We start from the raw sequence: 16,986 nt of genomic DNA on the forward strand, positions 1-16,986 counted from the left end.
GACGAAAAGGGCCCGCATCAAGGGAAGTTCGCCACACCTCCTGCGGCCCGCGTCTCTCCGATGCGTGTTGAGACCGCTCGTCCCAGGACGCTACGGCGTGCCGAGTACGGAACGCACTCCACTTCGGTCGTTCGTCGGCACGCGGACGGCGCGGGGATCCGCGGCGAGGGACGTCGAGTACGGCCGAAATGCACGACTCTGAGGTGCGTGAGGGGGGCGAGAATGAGCGGGAGACCTCGTCGTGCAGGGGGGACCATGGGGCTCAGGGTGCACTTCACGCCGGACGACCTCGGGCGGATACGGATGGCCCCGGGGCCCGACCCGCTGTGGGAGATCGTGCTGAGCGCGACCCTGCTGGACGGCACCGCAGGCCGGGCGGCCTTCGACCCGTGGCGGGCGGGCGCCAGGAGCCGGCTGCGGGACCGCCTGTCCCGCCAGGACGCCCGGCTCATCCGTTATCTGGCGCCCCGCACCGGGGACTTCCCGGACTTCCTTACCCCGGTCAGGCCGACCGTGGATCTGGCCGACGGGATCGAGGCGGTCCGCTCCACTCCGGCCCGAAGGTTGCGTCAGGATCTGGCCGTGCTCTCCGCGGCCCCGGCCTGGGCCCGTCCGCTGGCCGACTGCGCCCGCACCGCACTCACCGGCCTCGGCGACGCCCTGCACCGCTACTACCATGCCGCCCTCGGCCCGTACTGGTCCCGGATCCAGGCCCTGGTCGACGCCGACCGCACCGCCCGCAGCCGCGCTCTGCTCCGCCACGGCGTCGACGGGCTCCTGCACAGCCTGCGCCCCACCCTGGACTGGTCCCCGCCCGTGCTGACAGCGCCGTACCCGGTCGACCGCGACCTCCACCTCGCCGGGCGCGGCCTGCTGCTGGTGCCTTCGGTGTTCTGCTGGCGTACCCCGGTCACGCTCATCGACACCGAGCTCTCCCCGGTCCTGGTCTATCCCGTCGCCCACCGGCCCGGCTGGTGCGCCGACCCCGCCGCCCGCCGAGGATCCGGCAGTCTCGCCGCCCTCCTGGGACCCACCCGGGCCAGCGCCCTGCGCGCTGTCGAAGACGGCTGTACGACCACGGAGCTGGCCCGTCGCACCGGCACCACCGCGCCGACCGCCAGCCAGCACACCTACGTCCTGCGCGAGGCGAACCTGATCATCTCCACCCGCCACCGCAACACCGTCGTGCACACGCTCACCCCGCTGGGGGCCGCGCTGCTCCACGCCAACACCTGACGGAACGCGCCGACGCCGCGCTGATCAGCGCGGCTTCACCCAGGCCGGCACCCAGGTCCCGGCCGCGTCGTGGCCGGTCCCTGTGGCGGCGAGGTGGGCGCGGAGGGTGGCCAGCGCCGGGTGGGGGTTGTCGCGGTGCCAGAGGAGCGAGTGCGGGTAGACGGGCGTCGGATCGGTGACCGGGATGCGACGAAGGCCGTGGTCGGCGGGCCAGACGAGCCGTGTCTGCCCGCCCATGAAGGTGGCCAGGGCCGGGGTGTCGGCGACGGTGTCGAGGAGGGCGTCGGATCCGAAGTTGGGCCCGGTGGCCTCGATGGTGAGGTCGAACTCGGCGACGAGGTCGTCGTAGTAGGCGGCCCACTCGGTGCCGGGGACGATGCCGGGCATCCAGATCCGGTGCCCGGCGAGTTGGGCGACGGTCACCGACCGGGCGCCCGCCAGCGCGTGGGCGGGGCCGGTGAGGAGCTGGAGCGGCTCGTCGAGCACCCGGACGGACTCGATGTCGTCGGGAAGCGGCCGGCCGGGCACGGCGACGGCGCGGAAGGAGGCGTCGATCTCACCGGACCTGATGGCGGCGACGGCGGTCTCGATGTCGAACAGCCACACCACGTCGAGCTCGATCTCGGGGTGCGCCCGGTGGAATCCGCGCATCAGGCCCGAGGCCGCGCCGCGCGAGGCGATCACGTCGACGCGCAGCGGGCGGCGGCCGGTGCGCACGGACGCGACCGCGCGCTCGGCGACACGCAGCAGTTCGCGCGCGTGGGGTAGGAAGGCCTGACCGTCGATGGTGAGCTCGGCACCCCGCGCGGTGCGGGTGAACAGCCGCACGCCGAGGTTGCGCTCCAGCGCCGCGATGCGCTTGGAGACGGCCTGCTGGGTGACCGCCAGCTCGGCCGCGGCCTCCTGGAACTGCCCCGTGTCGGCCGCGGCGACGAAGGTCCGGACGGTGTCGAGGTCCACGTCCGCATTCTATGCGTACAACCGTTGGTTGTGGCTGAGCGGCCTTGCGGTTGTTTGATCCGCAGGTGTGATGCCGCTTTGATACCTCTGATCGCGGATCGGTTGTACAGGTGAGTGGAGAGGCGTCGGGCATGAGGAGCGGGCACCGGCGGGGGCAGTTGCTCGGACCTCGGCTGGGGCGCCGGTTCGGATGGCTATGGGGAGCGTACGGAACCAGCGCGCTCGGCACGTGGCTGGCCTTCGGCGCGTTCCCGGTCATCGCCATCCAGGTACTGCACGCCGGACCGGCCGAGGTCGCCGCGCTGGCCTCCGTGGGCACCGCGGTGGGGGCGGTCGTGGCGGTGCCGCTCGGCCCGTGGGTGGAATTCCGCCGCAAGCGGCCGGTGCTGATCACGATGGACCTGGTGCGGTTCGCCGCGCTGCTGACGATCCCCGCCGCGTACGCGCTCCATCTCCTCACCTTCCTTCAGCTCCTGCTGGTCTCGGTCGTCGTCGCGGCGGCCGACATCACGTTCCGGGCCGCCTCCGGCGCGTACCTGAAGACGCTGCTGCCGACCGAGGATCTGCTCGTGGCCAACGCCCGGTTCGAGTCGACGGCCTGGACGACGACCATCGTCGGACCGCCGCTGGGCGGCGCGGCGATCGGGCTCCTCGGTCCGGTGGCGACGGTGGTGGCCGACGCGGCGAGCTATCTGCTCTCGGCCTTGGGCATCCGTGCGACGGGCGGCCACGAGCCGAGCCCCGAGCGCCGGGAAGCCGGGCGCATGCGGCCCGGGGACCTGCTCGACGGCTGGCGGTACGTCCTCGCCGACGCGACGCTGCGTCCGCTGCTGCTCAACACCGCCTTGTTCAACGGTCTGGTGATGGCCGTCGAGCCACTCCTGGCCGTCCTGATGCTCGGCCGGCTCGGCTTCGCACCGTGGCAGTACGGCCTGGCCTTCGCGGCCCCCTCGATCGGAGGGCTGCTCGGCTCGCGGCTGGCCCGACCGCTCGTGACCCGGTTCGGACAACACCAGGTCCTGATCGCGGTCGGGACGCTGCGCGCGCTCTGGCCCGTCGGCCTGGCCTTTCTGGGGCCGGGCAGCGGAGGACTGCTGCTCGTGATGGGCGTCGAACTCGGGCTCATCTTCTGCTGTGGCGTCTTCAACCCCGTCTACGCCACCTACCGCCTCGAACGGACCCCGACCGACCGGGTCGCCCGCACGCTGTCCGCCTGGGCCGTGACGACGAAGGCCTCGACCGCGCTGCTGACGGCATTGTGGGGCGTCCTGGGCACCCTGCTCGGCCCGCGTACGGCCATCGGCCTGGCCGGCCTGCTGCTCCTCGCGACCCCTCTGCTGCTCCCGCGCCGCGCGGCGGCGCCTCTCTCCGAGCAGAAGCAGAAGCAGGAACCGGCGCCGAGCCAGGCCTGACGGCCGCAACAGCCATGGCAGCAGAGTGCGCGCCCGGCTTCGGGAAACGGCCGCCGAGAAAATCCATGAGGGCGAACGGCGGCCTTCTGCCATGGTTCCTTCCATGCCCGCGCGAAATCGAAGACTGCCCCGGAACCGTTCCTGGCCACTGACCACCACCGACATCAGCGAATGTCTCGGCCCCTACATGACCCGCGTCACGGACCTGGACTTCCTCAGCGGGCCCGACAGCGGGACCATCGTCCTGGGAGCAGCATGGGTCGCTCCGAATCCCCGCAAGTACGGGCGTGGCAGCCACCCGGGCTCGGTCGGCTTCCGCATGGACGTGCACCCGGTCGATGCCTCTGAGCGCGCTGCCACCCGCGCTGTCCTACGAGCGCGCGCCCTTCCGCAGCTCCACGCATGGATCACACAGGCGATCGCTGCCGACGAGACCTGGCTCCTGACTCCGCACCGGCACTACTGGCGGCTCACGGACGGCCATCTCACCCACCGCGACGAAGCATGAGCAGGTCCGGACGACGCTGGCGCCCCCGCGTCGGCGAGTCCACAGGCCGGGTACCGCTGGAGCCGTGATCGGCTCCGCGATGGGTCTCGACACCGGTCGGGCCGCCGGTCTTCTCTCACCTGCCCCGCAGGCAGGCGTGCGGAATCAACTTCCGCACGGGTCACGGTCAAACGTTCATCGGCGTGCGACAGCGAGCAACGCCGCATGCGGCAGGCTGAGCACACCGTCCTGACCGGCGAACTCCGAGCTCAGCAGATCGAAGTGGCGCTTGATCTCGGTACGAACAGAGGCCGTCTGGCTCTGCACCAACTGCCCGACGAACGCGACGCCACTCGCAGGCCCGCTCCACCATTCGTCAGCGGTCGCGCGATGATCCCAGCGCAGGGTCGCACACGTCGCCTCGCGGAGCTCCGCGGCTTCCATCAGCCCGGCCAGGCCGTCCTCGTCCCGGGGAAAATCGTCCTCCGGGGCCAGTCCTGCCGGCAGACCCGGCGGCCGCACCGCACCCGCGGCTTCGACGGCGCGGCCGATCAACGTCTGCCCCGGGGCTCGCGGAGCCGCCCAAATGGTCAGCGCGATACGGCCGTTCGGCTTGGCGACACGACGCAGCTCGGCGAGGGCCATCCTGGGTCGGCCCACATGGTTCAGCACGAAGTTCGCCACGACGGCGTCGAACTCCCCGTCATCGAAAGGAAGCTCGGGAAGAGCGGCGACGCGCACGTCGGCCGCCGGTGCGGCCCGCTCCGCCAACTCGACCATGCTCGGCTCCGCGTCCACGGCCGTCACGCTCGCACCCCGCGCGCACGCGACAGCCGCGACCGCCCCGGGGCCGGTCCCGACATCGAGCACCCGCGTGCCCGGACCCACCTCGGCGGCATCGAGCAACCGCGACACCGGGTGGGCACACAGCCTGGCAAAGCTTCCCGCGTAGGCGGAGCCCTTTCCCGCCCACATCAACCGCTCGCTCTTGTCGAACGCCGTCATCGACACCACTGTCCTCCCCGGCCCACCGCAGCGGGATCGATCTTGCCACGAGCCCAACGGGACCAGCAGGCGGACGCACGAGCAGCCCTACGCGGCGCGCCTCCTCGAAACGGCAGCGCTTGCAACGTCTTGCACGGCCTGGGGAGCCGGTCAGCGGTCGGCCTCTGGCCTGCGTCAGCCTGTCGGAAGTTGACCCAACTCAACTCTCCAACAGGTCAATTGACACTTGGCGACCTTCAGCTCGTGATCGCCTCGTTCCGCCGACGGCGCGACTCCGACAGGTCTACAGTCGACGCGACTGAGTAATCTTTCTGAAACTTGCAACGGGGTGGCCGAGTCGCGTCGGGCTCCGGCAACCCGGTGAATACGGAAGGAGGCGGCCCCTTGAGGGATCGCATATCGGGCTGGGCGGGTGTCATGGCGGTGCTCGTCCTCGTGAGCGGCAGCACTGCCGGATGCACCACCACCAGCAGCCACGCAGTGCTGGACGTCGGCGCTCCGGTGGCGTTGGCGGACGAACCGGTCCACGCGCGGATCAGCGGGCTGTCGCCCGGCGAGGACGTCACGATCACCTCTTGGGCGATGGACCGCCGGAGCGTTCCCTGGCGCGGACAGGCCACCTACCGGGCGGACGCCCACGGTTCCATCGACCTGGACAAGGCGCGTCCGACTTCCGGCACGTACCAACACCCTGACGGTATGGGCCTGTTCTGGTCGATGACCCCCGCGACGGGTGATCCCGGAACCACATCCTTCGTACCGCCTTCCTCGCGGCAGCACGCCTACCGCGTAACCCTCACGGTCGCGGCGCACGGCCGCCGCCTCGCTTCGCGTACCGTGACCCGAAAATGGTTCGGAACCGGGGTGACCAGCAGAAACCTGACCGTGGCGACCGACAGGATCGCAGGGAGGCTGTATCTGCCGGCCCCTGGCACTCCACGGCACCCGGCGGTCCTCGCCTTCGGCGGTTCGGAAGGCGGCAACAGCAGTACGTCCACTGCGGCCCTGCTCGCCTCACACGGCTACCCGACCCTGTCACTCGGCTACTTCGACCTCCCTGGCCTCCCCCACTCCCTGGAGAACATCCCCCTGGAGTACTTCGCCACGGCTGCCAGACTCCTGGCCGCGCAACAAGGCGTCGATCCACGCCACATCCTGGCGATGGGCTACTCGCGTGGCAGCGAAGCGGCGCTTCTCCTCGCCGAGGACTACCCGGACCTCGTCCATGGTGCCGTCGTCTACTCCCCCTCGGCACAGGTCAACGGCGGATTCCCGGACTACGCCACCTTCGCCTGGACGAAGGACGGCAAACCGGTCGCCGAGAAGCTCATCCCGCTCGACCATGTCAGCGGCCCTGTCACCGCCCTGGCGGGAGCCGACGATCTGCTGTGGAGTTCGCCTCGATGGGCTCGGCAGATCGTCCAGGAGCTCGACGCCTCCGGCAACCGGTATCCGCACCGGGCGCTGATCTACCCGGACGCAGGGCACGGCGTCGGAACCTTCCCCTACCTCCCTGCCGGCACCCGTCTGGTTCACCCTGTGACACTCCGGGAGACCGACCTCGGCGGTACCCGCGCGGGCGACGCCGTGGCTCGAGAGGCAGGCTGGCCCAAAGTCCTCGCACTCCTGGCCTCACTCGGCTCCTGAAGTCGTCAGCACTCCGGCATCGAGCGGCACATGGACCCGCAGGACGCCATCGGCAGAACGGCATCCACCCGGCTCTCAACCCGCCGCTGAACGCACGTGGGTGGCGATGCGGGCGATGGTCCGCGCGTCGTCCTCGAAGAGGTGAGCCTGCATTCCGGCCGCGCGGGCGGCCTCGACGTTGACGTCGTAGTCATCGATGAACAAGCAGTTCACCGGCCGTACTTGCAGTAGCGCACACGTCATTTCGAAGGCTCGCGGGTCGGGCTTGCGGACGCCGATCTCATGGGAGTAGACGATCTGCTCGACCAGTTCGTCGAACCGGTACATCGCTGTCTCCAACTCACGTGCGCCAACAAAGCTGTTGCTGAGGATGCCGAGCCGACAGCGGGATCGCAGCCGCCGCACGTACTCGATCAACTCGACGTTCGGTGCCCCCAGATACTCATCCCACAGATCGGCCATGAACGACTCGACCTGTATGGCGTCAAGACCAAGACGGGCACCGATCCGCGCCCGCACCTCCGTCTCGCCGATCCTCCCTACGGCCCCGTCCCGCCAGACGTCGTCGAGCCGTCGGTCCGAGGTTCCCGCCGGCAGCCCGAGCCGCTCGTCCCATTGGTGCAGCCACCCTGTCGGGGGCGTGAGCTCCAGGACTCCACCGATGTCGAGAATGACGCAGCGCGATCCCATTCAGGGTCTCCTCATCCGTTTCCGGCCGGCCCTGCCCGGAACCATGGGGTCCAATGGCAGGCCTGCCCTGCACACTGTCGGCCTTCACCTTCGGGCAAGGTCAAGGCCGCGGCCACGGCCACGAGATCGACGGGGCGGCGGACTCTCAGCGGGTCATGGCGGGCTCGGTCCGGTCAGCGGTCGGTGTCGCGTGCGAGGCCGCCGGACAGCAGGACGCAGGTCGGCCGCGTGACCGCACGCGACAAACCCGGCGACGCGGACGGTCATCCCCGGGATACTCGTCGCCCATGGATGAGGTCGAAGTCGTCGTCGCCCATTCCGAGCGCGCGACCCTGCGCGTCGGCGATGTGTTCCTGAAGGTGGACGCCGATCAGGCGCGCATCGACGTCGAGGTCGAGGCGATGGCCCTGGCTCCGGTCCCGACCGCGGAGATCCTGTGGCGCAAGCCGCCCGTGCTCGCCATCGCCGCGGTCCCGGGGACGGCACTCGGCCGCCTCGGCGAGCCGTCGGCCGCGTCCCCGGCGGCGTGGGCCGCGGCGGGTGCCGCCATCCGGAAGCTGCACGACACGCCGTTGCCTCCGTGGCCCGGCCGGGGAAGGGGGCTCGACGAGCTGGCGGCGGATCTCGACGTCGAGTGCGAGCGGCTCGTGACGACCGGTGTCCTGCCCGCCGACCTGGTCACCCGCAACCGCCAGGTCGCCCAGGCCGCGCTCCGGCCGTGGACTCCGAAGTTCACGCACGGCGACCTGCAGATCACTCATGTGTTCGTCGACGGTGACGAGATCACCGGCATCATCGACTGGTCCGAGGCGGGCCCGGGTGATGCCCTGTACGACCTCGCCACCCTGACGCTCGGACACGAGGAGAACCTCGGTGACGTCATCGTCGGCTACGGCACCGACGTCGACCTCGACGTGATCCGCGCGTGGTGGTCGCTGCGAAGCCTGCTGGTGGTCCGCTGGCTGATCGAGCACGGCTTCGACCCGTTCACGGCGGGCTGTGAGGTCGACGTGCTGAGATCCCGGATGCCTTTGTGACCGGCCATCACCCAGGATTCCGCAGGGTTCGGTCACGACCAGGCCGAGCGGGTGGTGGCTCAAGCCGGACCGGAACCCCGGCGTCGACCTCGCGACGCGTTCGCTCACGCACCCCACAGTCGGACCACGCCGTCGGTGAGCTGTACGAACTGCCGGGCACCTGGGTGGTGACGCGTAGGAGAGAAGCCGGGTACGACGCCCAGGAACTTCCCCTCGACCGGATCCCATAGGGACAGACCGGAGTCACCACAACTGAACAGGCGCGTGCCATCGCTGAAGAAGGGCCCGGTAGGACCCTCGAACGCAATGAGTTCCACGGCAGTGGGCATTCGCCACAGTTCGCTCTGAGCGGTTCGACTCGTATCGAAGATCCGCGCCCCGGGCCGCATGACGTCTTCGTCATCGCCAAGACCCTCGACAGCGACCCGAACCGAGTCGATCCAGGTCATGGCGTGACCCCAGTAGTACTCCCGGCCGCAGAGATCCAACCGGCTCGGACCGTCCTCGGACTCCCAGACGTTGCCCTCGATCCATCCGCCAAGGTCCCACACCGAGGGGATCCCAACGGGATGCCACACCCAGCCGTCGTCCAGAATCCGCTTCCCGTCAGGGCTCACACACAGCGCGCCGTGGAAGTAGTCCAGATGGTGCTCCCGCGCACCATCACCGTCGGCAGGTACGGGGAGCGGCCGATCCGTCAGCAGTCTGCCCGATCGCACGTCCGAGACATCCAGCCGGTTCCAAGCCGTACGGTGAATGACAACGCAACGCCCACGGTTCCGCACGAACGCCAGGGAGAACGGCACTGTTTCCTCGTGACCGCCCTGGTTGTCCAGGGTCAGCGTGACCTCGCCGGTCCGCAGGTCGATCACCTCGCCAAAGCGGCCGTAGTCATTGACCACGGCGGCGAAGGTACCGTCGCCGGACACATGCAGGCGCCTGCGAAGCCCATGACCGTTCCACGGTTCGCGATCCGATTCGGTCTCGACGGTCGTGGTCCCGACAGCCTCGTGATCACCGGCAGCCATGTCCCAGCGGCTGGCCGTGCCGTCCTCGCTCAGTGCCAGCCACACGGACCGTTCACAATCCTGCATCGGCGCCATGTCGACGACGGCACCCAGCCGCGGTGGCACCGACATCTCACGGACGGCGCCGTCGCTGCCGACCACCGCTGCCTCCAGTCCCCGAACCGAACCAACAGCCTATCTGGGGCGCTGACTTGCGGACTGCGGTGACCGGACCGGCCTGCACGACGTTCGGCCTCCGACGCGCCTACCGCCAGGCACTGGAGGTGACCGGGAACGACGCCGAGCGCGCGTTCCTGACGGAACGACTCCCCCGTGCGCAGCAGGCATGGGCCTGGAATTCCCGACCGCCGGTCCACCCGTCTGTCCCGACCGCCGGTCCACCCGTCTGTCCCGACCGCCGGTCCACCCGTCCGCCCCGCCCGCCCGGTCCGGGCAGCGGCGGCCTGCTGCTGGGTCGGGCGTCCGGGCCTGGAGTCAGCGTTCGTACACGCCGGTCAGGCGGCCGCGGTCGAGGACCGGTGCGGTGATGGCGGCGAGGAGGGCGCGGGGGCGTGCGCGGTCCACTGACGTTGCGCCGGGAAGACTGTCCACGGGGGCCGAGAGGGCGAACAACTGGAAGACGTAGCGGTGTGGCCCGTGGCCTTTGATCGGTGCGGGACCGTGGTAGCCGCGTCCGATCGTGGACCGCAGCACCCGTACCCCGGGAGCCGGCTGCCGTGCGGTGAGGGCGCCGGGGTCCAGGTGCCGCGTCGCGGGGTCGACGAGGGCGAGGCAGTGCACGGCGGGCTTGGCCATGGGGACGTCGATGTCCTCCACGGCCAGGAGGAGTTGGGCGGTGCCGGGTGGCGGTGAGGTCCAGGCGAGATGGGGGGACAGATCGCCACCCCCGATGTGCTTCGCGCAGTGCTCCAGTGACATGACGTCGCCGTGGTCGAAGTCCTTGCTGGTGAAGGTCAGCAGCTCGGGGCCCAGCAGGTTGGGCAGGTTCCACGCCGTGTGGGAGTCGCCTGCCCTGCGATTGTTCAGGAGTCGGCCCAGCAGGGTCATCGCGTTGCCTCGATCATGTCGACGACCTCGGTGGTGGTGGCGGTCTCACCGAGCTTGGGGAAGACGCGTTCGACGCTGTGGCTGTGGGCGACGGGATCGGGGTCGCTCATGGCGTCGGTGGCCAGGACGACGTGGTAGCCGTGGTCGGAGGCCGACCGCGCCGTCGACTCGACGCCCGAGCTGGTCGACACACCGGCGAGCACGATCTGGCTGACGCCCAGGTCCCGCAGGAGGGTGTCGAGGCCGGTGTCGTGGAACGCGCTGCGCCGCCGCTTGGTGATCAGGTGGTCGGTCGGCTGGACGTCGAGGTCGTCGATGAGGTCGGCCCAGCCGGCGGGCGGGGCAGTGCCGCCGCCGGACCGTCCGGCATCGGTGCGCCCCGGGGCGCGTCCGGTGACGTTGACGAGGACCACGGGCAGGCCGTGCCAGCGGAATTCGCCGGCCAGGTGGGTCGCCTGCTCGACCGCGGAGGTCACCGGAGGGCCGGTGTGGGCCGAGACGATGCCCTGTTGCAGATCGATCACGACGAGAGCGACCGCGGGGTCGATCGTTGTCAGTGCCATGCTTGTTTCTCCTGTGGATGTGGGTCGGCTGCCGGGCTCGGGGGCGCGGTGGGCTCGGCCACCGGCGTCCCTGTCCGGCCGTCGGCCGCGGGGGCGAGGACTTCGCCCGTGGCGGCCGTTCGCGGTTCCGGGGTCTCGGCGGCGGGGTTGGTGCCACGCAGGAGGGACGCGAGCGCGGCGAGGAAGGCGAGGACGGCGCCGAAGGCGAAGACGACGACCAGGCCGGAGTGGAAGGGCCCTGCGATCAGGGTCGGGAAGAACTCACGCCCGGTCAGGGCCTGTTGCTGCGCCGTCGTCAGACGGGCCAGGACACCGCTCGGCTCCAGCAGATGCTGGACCGGGTTGACGCCCAGTTGGGCGGCGAACAGGGACGAGACCGGGGGCAGGCTGCCGACCTGGTCGGCCACGAGGGCCGGTACGCCCTGCTGTTGCAGTCCGCTGGTGAGCGTGTGTGGGAGACGGCTGGCCAGACCGGCGATCATGAGGGAGAAGAACACACCGATGGAGACGGCCGTTCCGGAGTTCTGGAAGGTGGCACGCATACCGGAGGCGACGCCCCGCAGGTGGGCGGGCACACTGCCCATGATCGAGGAGGAGTTGGGGGAGGCGAACATCCCGCTGGCTATCCCGTTGAGCGCGATGAGCACCGCGAAGATCCAGTAACTGAAGTCGATCGGCAGGACCATCAGGCCCAGGAAACTGGCGCCGAACAGCAGCGCCCCGCCGGTGGCCAGCCCGCGGGAGCCGAGCCGGTCGGACAGGTACCCGGAGACGGGCCCGGCGGCCAGGAACCCGGCGGTCAGCGGCAGCATGAAGATGCCCGCCCACAGCGGAGTGCCTTCGTAGTCGTAGCCGTGCAACGGAAGCCAGATGCCCTGCAGCCAGATGATCAGCACGAACTGCATCCCACCGCGCCCGATCGAGATCGCGAGGCCCGCCAGATTGCCGAAGGTGAAGGCGCGTCGGCGGAAGAGACTGAGCTGGATCATCGGGGCGCCGACCCGGTTCTCGATGGCGACGAACGCTGCCAGGAGGAGCAGTCCGCCGAAGATCAGCACGTCGACCAGCGGGTTGCTCCAGCCCATGGTGTGTCCGTCGTACGGCTGCAGGCCGAAGGTGACGGCGATCAGGACCGCGCTCAGCCCCACCGCGAAGGTGATGTTGCCCCACCAGTCGATCCGGCCGCCGGCGCTCTTACCGGTCTCCCGCAGGGTGCGGTAGGCCCACAGCGTGAAGAACACCCCGACGGGCACGTTCACCCAGAACACCGCCCGCCAGTCCCAGGCCGCCAGCAGACCGCCGGCGACCAGGCCTATGAACATCCCGGCCAGGCCCGCGACTTGATTGATGCCCAGGGCGAAACCGCGCTGCTCCTTGGGGAAGGCGTCGGTCAGGATCGCGGCCGAGTTCGCGGTGAGGATCGAGCCGCCGACGGCCTGCACCAGTCGCCAGGCGATCAGCCACATCGCTCCGTGTCCGCCGTCGAAGGGGTCGAAGGACAGCAGGATCGAGGCGAAGGTGAAGACCGCGAACCCGGAGTTGTACATCCGAACCCGTCCGTACATGTCCCCCAGCCGGCCCACCGTGACCACCAGGACCGCTTGGACCAGCCGGTACCCCATGATCATCCACAGCAGGTACGCGATGTTGCCCGGCGCCAGCGGATCCAGGTGAACGCCCCGGAAGATCGCGGGCAGCGCGATCAGCACGATGGAGCCGTCCAGCGCGGACATGAAGACCGCGGCCGTCGTGTTGGTCAGCGCCGTCCACTTGTACCGGTCGTCGCTGACCGGGCGGCGCGGGACGCTCGTCTTGGGAGGGTCCGTCATCAGCCTGCTTCCCCATGGTTCCGTCGTCGTCAGATGTTCTGGGCCAGCCGCTCCAACAGGGGCGCCGAAGCCGCGAGTTGCTCCAGCTCCGCCGGGGTGAACATGCCGCTGATCAGGGCTCGGGCGATCGTTTCCGTTCGGGCGTTGCGCTTGTTCTTGAGCGCCTGCCGACCGGCGTCGGTCACCGTGAGCACCACGCGCCGGCCGTCATCCGGATCCCGGCGGCGTTCCACCAGGCCACGGTCCCGCAGAGCACCGAGCGTCGCCCCCATGGCCTGTGCGGTGATCTGCACTTCCCGCGCCAGCGCCGAGGAGGTGGTGGGACCCGAGCGGTCCAACTGCGACAGAGCGGTGCGCTCGGGCATCGTGAGTCCGCCGTCGACGGGCACTTGACGTACGCGCCGCACCAGCACGCTGAGACTCGCCAGCAGGGCCGAGGCGACGCCATCGGCGTCCAGGTCACCGTTCATATACTAAGGCTACTTTATCAATCCGCCTTAGTAAATCTCCCCCTGCGTACTGCCGCCGGAGGATGGGCGGCGAGGTCGGGCAGGCGGTGCACTCAGGGGGGTGCCGGGTCGATCGGGCCGGGTGCCGGGTCGATCGGGCCGGGTCGGCGCCGAGCTCACGGCGCTACCGATCCCACACAGGTTCCAGCGCCCGGCCAAGGCGCTCCAGCCACTCCTCGGCCGTACCCCGTACGTGTGGGTGGTCCGCGCGGAAGTCCTCCCAGTCCACGGACCACAGTGCCACCGCGTCCAGACGCAGGGCGTCAGCGGCCGCCGTGTTGCCCGGCACGTGGCGGAACACCTTGCGCAACAGCCGCGGGGACAGCTTCGTGGCGTCCGCCTCCGCGAGGAGTACGGCGTCGTAGAGGTCCTTGGCCTGAGCCCGGCCCTCCGTGGCGCAATCGGCGTGCAGCCACAACAGCTTCCAGGCGAGCGACAGTTCACGGCCCGCCGTTCGTACGACGGTCGGCCCGGCGCCGTCACCACGGGGTATCGCCGTCAGCACGGACGGCTCCGGGAGCCACTCGTCGCGGGCGAAGTCCAGCCGCACCTCGCCGGGCGGAAGGCCCTCCGCCTGCCAGGGGACGATCAGACGTGTGCCCGGGGTGTCGTACTCCGAATAGGTCCACGTGCCGTCATCGCGGGCGGTGCCCGCGTCGAGCACCACGCCCGGCGCGGCCAGCGGCGACTCACGCACCAGGTCGAGCAGCGTCTCCTGCGGCGGGCGGTCCTCCGGCTCCGCCTCGAAGATCCAGTGCAGTCCCTCGGGCGGCGCTGCGGGCCGAACTCCTCCGGTGTCGAACTCCTCGAACTTCCAGATCTCGTACCGGTCGGCGCCGTCGGCCGCCTCCGGCCACTGCTGTACGACCTCCACCTCGTCCACGTACGGATACGGGTGCCCGGGATCGACCGGGACCAGCAGGGGCCGGGGCACGATCCAGTCGAGGTCCGCCGGTTCCCGCGCCTCGGCCCCCACCCAGGCGGACATCACCATGCTCCCCCGCAGTACAAGGACGTCACCCAACGGGGACCCGGCGACGAGGGTGAGCAGGTGATCGAGCACGGCCCGGTGCGCGCCGCGCCGTCGCTCGCCGTCCACGGACCGGGTCACCGTCCGTCCGCCCTCTCGTCGATCCACCCGCTGTCCAGAGCGGGGCGGTCGGCGTGCACGACGAACTCCTCCTCGACCTCGACGGCCTTGAAGCCCGCCGTCGCGAGGTCATCGAGGAAGGCGTCGAGATGCCGCCCGGCCTCGGCACGGCCGCCCCCTCGACAGCGCTCCGCCCAGCGGCGCGGGCGGCCTTCACCACCGGCCCTGGCGGTGCTCAGCACCGTCAGACGGGTCTCGAACTCCCCCGCGAAATCCTTCACTGCCGCCCCGCGCTCGCCCGTCCGTTCACCGGCGGCCCACGGTACGGACAGCCACTGACAACGGCGGCGGGGCGACGGTGTTCCGGCTCGGCGCAGGGCTGCGGGTCGCCGGGCGCGATCCCGCCTGAGCTCGTGCTCGAACTAGGCCAGGCCGCCCCGATCCTCGAAATGGCCGCGATCCCAGAGGCTGCCGAGCCAGCAGACAACAGCCCAGCCCGCGCCGGAACAGGTCCAGATCATGAAATAGGCGCCAGGGGTGGAACTGTGGTCCTCGGATTGGCTGACGCCGGTGAGAGTCGGCTGACATCGAGGCCGGACCCTTCCAGCCCGGGTCGCGCCGGATGGGCGCGTCGACCTGATGTTGGTCGAGCGGTCAGCCAGGGGACACGGCGATGCCGAGGGAGTCGGCACCCATCGGCTTCGGGGCGCCCTTCTCGTAGAAGACGTCGAGGTCGGTGATGACGAAGCCCGCTGTGGTCAGCATGTCGACGATCGGCCGGGTCAGGTGGCATCCGTCGAAGAGCCGCTGTTCCATGGGGTCGAGTCGCTGCTGCCAGCGGCGCACACTCTCGTCTTCGGCCGGGGCGAGGCCGTGTTCGATGAAGTGCAGCGTCCCGCCCGGCTTGAGGACACGTCGCACTTCATGCAGAGCGGCGTCGGCGTCCGGGATGGTGCACAGCGTCCAGGTCGACAGGGCGGCGTCGAAACTGTGGTCGGCGAACGGCAGCACCTGGCCGTCCAGGCCGGTGCGCTCCACGCGGACCGGTGTCGTCGCGAGGCGCTTGCCTGCAAGCTTCCATCCGACGTCGGAGGGCTCGACCGCGTCCACCCGCGTGACGGCTTCCGAATAGAACGGAACGTTCAGCCCCGAGCCGAACCCGATCTCCAGGACATCGCCCTCCAGGCCCTCGCAGACCCGGCGCCGAAGACGCTCGGCCTCCTTCATTCCGCAGACGGCGTTGATGATCCGCGGGACGACCTGCTTGGCATAGAAGCCCATGGCAACCGACCTCCGTCGCTCCTGACCAGTCTCGCATCAAGTCTGGCTCGACGCCCGGCGCGCGGGCCGCGCCCGCCATCCGGCAGGCCGGAAGGCACCGGGGGGTGGGTGGATGGTCGTTGGCCTGTGATCGAGGTCCAGCAGAGCATGCGCGATCTCCGCGTCGCCATCGGCGACGCAGAGGATGAGGACGTGTAGAAGGCGGTCATCCCTCGATCCGCTGGCACCGCGCCGCCTGGCAGGGTCACGCGGCTTGCGGCATGACGTAGCCGTGGGCGGCGTCGCGGCGTTCGGTGGGACGGCTGCTGCGGCGGGTGAGCCGCCGGGTCGGTAGCGTGATTGCTGGTAGAAAGCCGCGCATCAGGCGACCGACCCGCACACCGCGTAGACCTTGCTCTGCGGGTTTACCTGATAGTCATTCGTCGGAGGGTCCAGCGTCACCGTCCATGTGTCGTATGGGCCACCGATATACGACTGGGTCGGGCCCGACTTGCGTACGTAGTCGCGGTTGGCCTCAGTCGCAAAGGGCAGGTCGAACCCACCACTGAGCAGCGTGGACCCTGCAGGGCACGTGGCAGAACCAGCGAGATTGTCGATATATCCGGTCACAACAGTGGTCTTGATCTTCGGCGCCACGGTGCATTCAACCGTCCCGGATGCGGCGATGGACTTCACCGCGGTCGAACATGTCTTTTCGGTACGACGCTGCAGCTGCGACGAGGTCAAGCCGTCCAGTAGATCGGCGTTCAACCGTGAGACTTTCGTCGTGGAGTTCACGGTCAGGGGCGCGCTGCCGGACTTGGCCGACAGGCTCAGAGCCGTTCCCTTCGAGTTTGTCAGCCCAGTGACCGATGTGGCCGAATTCGACTTCCCCAGGAGGAATGTCCCCCCTGTGGCCGCTGCCGCCGTGCCCGTGCCTGCCACAAACAACGCCAGGTAGGCGACAACCGTGGCATGTCGGGGACGCGGCAAACTCCAACGCATCATCTGAACCTTTCCAGGGTGGAGGGCGGTGGCAGAATTCAAGCAGGTCACCAGTGCGTCGCGTCAGCGGGATGCACACAAGACGCACACGGGACCTCCATGAGGTAGGCATCTCCTGACCTACGGCCGAACTGGCACCTCGCGTCTCCACTTGGCGCGACAGCGTACTGCCGCGGCACGC

17 protein-coding genes are annotated in these 16,986 nt (G+C 69.8%); 5 read left to right on the forward strand and 12 right to left on the reverse strand.

Annotated features, from left to right (window positions below; all coding sequences use genetic code 11):
• Positions 1-255 precede the first annotated feature (255 nt).
• On the forward strand, positions 256-1,236 hold the full coding sequence (locus OHT01_RS02955) for an ArsR/SmtB family transcription factor (RefSeq protein ID WP_328551512.1): 981 nt from the start codon (positions 256-258) through the stop codon (positions 1,234-1,236).
• Between the two features lie 24 nt (positions 1,237-1,260).
• Here the strand turns inward: OHT01_RS02955 and OHT01_RS02960 are convergent, their stop codons facing one another.
• Positions 1,261-2,196 carry a LysR family transcriptional regulator gene (locus OHT01_RS02960; RefSeq protein WP_328551513.1) on the reverse strand — a complete coding sequence of 312 codons (936 nt, stop codon included), beginning with the start codon at positions 2,194-2,196 and terminating at the stop codon, positions 1,261-1,263.
• A 131-nt stretch (positions 2,197-2,327) separates the two neighbouring features.
• Between OHT01_RS02960 and OHT01_RS02965 the strand changes: the two genes are divergently transcribed.
• Positions 2,328-3,608, forward strand: coding sequence for an MFS transporter (locus OHT01_RS02965; RefSeq protein WP_328551514.1), 1,281 nt, complete (start codon positions 2,328-2,330; stop codon positions 3,606-3,608).
• A gap of 103 nt (positions 3,609-3,711) precedes the next feature.
• Positions 3,712-4,116, forward strand: a complete 405-nt coding sequence (locus OHT01_RS02970) for a hypothetical protein (RefSeq protein ID WP_328551515.1) — start codon at positions 3,712-3,714, stop codon at positions 4,114-4,116.
• Between the two features lie 174 nt (positions 4,117-4,290).
• Here the strand turns inward: OHT01_RS02970 and OHT01_RS02975 are convergent, their stop codons facing one another.
• Positions 4,291-5,100 (reverse strand): class I SAM-dependent methyltransferase, encoded by an 810-nt coding sequence (locus tag OHT01_RS02975; protein WP_328551516.1) that lies wholly within the window; start codon positions 5,098-5,100, stop codon positions 4,291-4,293.
• A gap of 384 nt (positions 5,101-5,484) precedes the next feature.
• Here OHT01_RS02975 and OHT01_RS02980 point away from each other — a divergent pair, with 384 nt between their 5' ends.
• The gene (locus OHT01_RS02980) at positions 5,485-6,747 is read left to right on the forward strand and encodes an acyl-CoA thioesterase/BAAT N-terminal domain-containing protein (RefSeq protein WP_328551517.1); all 1,263 of its coding nucleotides are present in this window, start codon (positions 5,485-5,487) and stop codon (positions 6,745-6,747) included.
• Between the two features lie 75 nt (positions 6,748-6,822).
• Here the strand turns inward: OHT01_RS02980 and OHT01_RS02985 are convergent, their stop codons facing one another.
• Positions 6,823-7,437, reverse strand: a complete 615-nt coding sequence (locus OHT01_RS02985) for an HAD family hydrolase (RefSeq protein WP_328551518.1) — start codon at positions 7,435-7,437, stop codon at positions 6,823-6,825.
• A 287-nt stretch (positions 7,438-7,724) separates the two neighbouring features.
• Between OHT01_RS02985 and OHT01_RS02990 the strand changes: the two genes are divergently transcribed.
• Complete coding sequence (locus tag OHT01_RS02990; RefSeq protein ID WP_328551519.1) at positions 7,725-8,474, forward strand: aminoglycoside phosphotransferase family protein; 750 nt, start codon at positions 7,725-7,727, stop codon at positions 8,472-8,474.
• Positions 8,475-8,578: 104 nt separating this feature from the next.
• Here OHT01_RS02990 and OHT01_RS02995 read toward each other — a convergent pair whose 3' ends face one another.
• The 9 genes from OHT01_RS02995 to OHT01_RS03035 all read right to left on the reverse strand — a co-directional run bounded on the left by OHT01_RS02995 (position 8,579) and on the right by OHT01_RS03035 (position 16,847).
• Positions 8,579-9,643: a hypothetical protein gene (locus OHT01_RS02995; protein ID WP_328551520.1), complete on the reverse strand. Its 1,065-nt coding sequence runs from the start codon at positions 9,641-9,643 to the stop codon at positions 8,579-8,581.
• Positions 9,644-9,976: 333 nt separating this feature from the next.
• Positions 9,977-10,549 (reverse strand): YbhB/YbcL family Raf kinase inhibitor-like protein, encoded by a 573-nt coding sequence (locus tag OHT01_RS03000; protein ID WP_328551521.1) that lies wholly within the window; start codon positions 10,547-10,549, stop codon positions 9,977-9,979.
• Entirely contained in the window at positions 10,546-11,112 is a 567-nt protein-coding gene (locus tag OHT01_RS03005; protein WP_328551522.1) for an isochorismatase family cysteine hydrolase, read from the reverse strand. The genes OHT01_RS03000 and OHT01_RS03005 overlap by 4 nt, the downstream gene beginning before the upstream one ends.
• Complete coding sequence (locus tag OHT01_RS03010; protein ID WP_328551523.1) at positions 11,103-12,941, reverse strand: MFS transporter; 1,839 nt, start codon at positions 12,939-12,941, stop codon at positions 11,103-11,105. Before OHT01_RS03010 ends, OHT01_RS03005 begins: the two co-directional genes overlap by 10 nt.
• A 29-nt stretch (positions 12,942-12,970) precedes the next feature.
• Positions 12,971-13,411, reverse strand: coding sequence for a MarR family winged helix-turn-helix transcriptional regulator (locus tag OHT01_RS03015; RefSeq protein WP_328551524.1), 441 nt, complete (start codon positions 13,409-13,411; stop codon positions 12,971-12,973).
• 163 nt (positions 13,412-13,574) lie between these two features.
• The gene (locus tag OHT01_RS03020) at positions 13,575-14,561 is read right to left on the reverse strand and encodes a nucleotidyl transferase AbiEii/AbiGii toxin family protein (RefSeq protein ID WP_328551525.1); all 987 of its coding nucleotides are present in this window, start codon (positions 14,559-14,561) and stop codon (positions 13,575-13,577) included.
• Positions 14,558-14,821 carry a hypothetical protein gene (locus tag OHT01_RS03025; protein WP_328551526.1) on the reverse strand — a complete coding sequence of 88 codons (264 nt, stop codon included), beginning with the start codon at positions 14,819-14,821 and terminating at the stop codon, positions 14,558-14,560. The genes OHT01_RS03020 and OHT01_RS03025 overlap by 4 nt, the downstream gene beginning before the upstream one ends.
• A gap of 373 nt (positions 14,822-15,194) precedes the next feature.
• The gene (locus tag OHT01_RS03030; RefSeq protein ID WP_328551527.1) at positions 15,195-15,821 is read right to left on the reverse strand and encodes a class I SAM-dependent methyltransferase; all 627 of its coding nucleotides are present in this window, start codon (positions 15,819-15,821) and stop codon (positions 15,195-15,197) included.
• A 360-nt stretch (positions 15,822-16,181) separates the two neighbouring features.
• A complete protein-coding gene (locus tag OHT01_RS03035; protein ID WP_328551528.1) occupies positions 16,182-16,847 on the reverse strand; it encodes a hypothetical protein in 666 nt (221 codons plus the stop codon).
• Positions 16,848-16,986 lie beyond the last annotated feature (139 nt).

It is taken from the genome of Streptomyces sp. NBC_00358, assembly GCF_036099295.1.
In the GTDB taxonomy this organism is placed as follows: domain Bacteria; phylum Actinomycetota; class Actinomycetes; order Streptomycetales; family Streptomycetaceae; genus Streptomyces.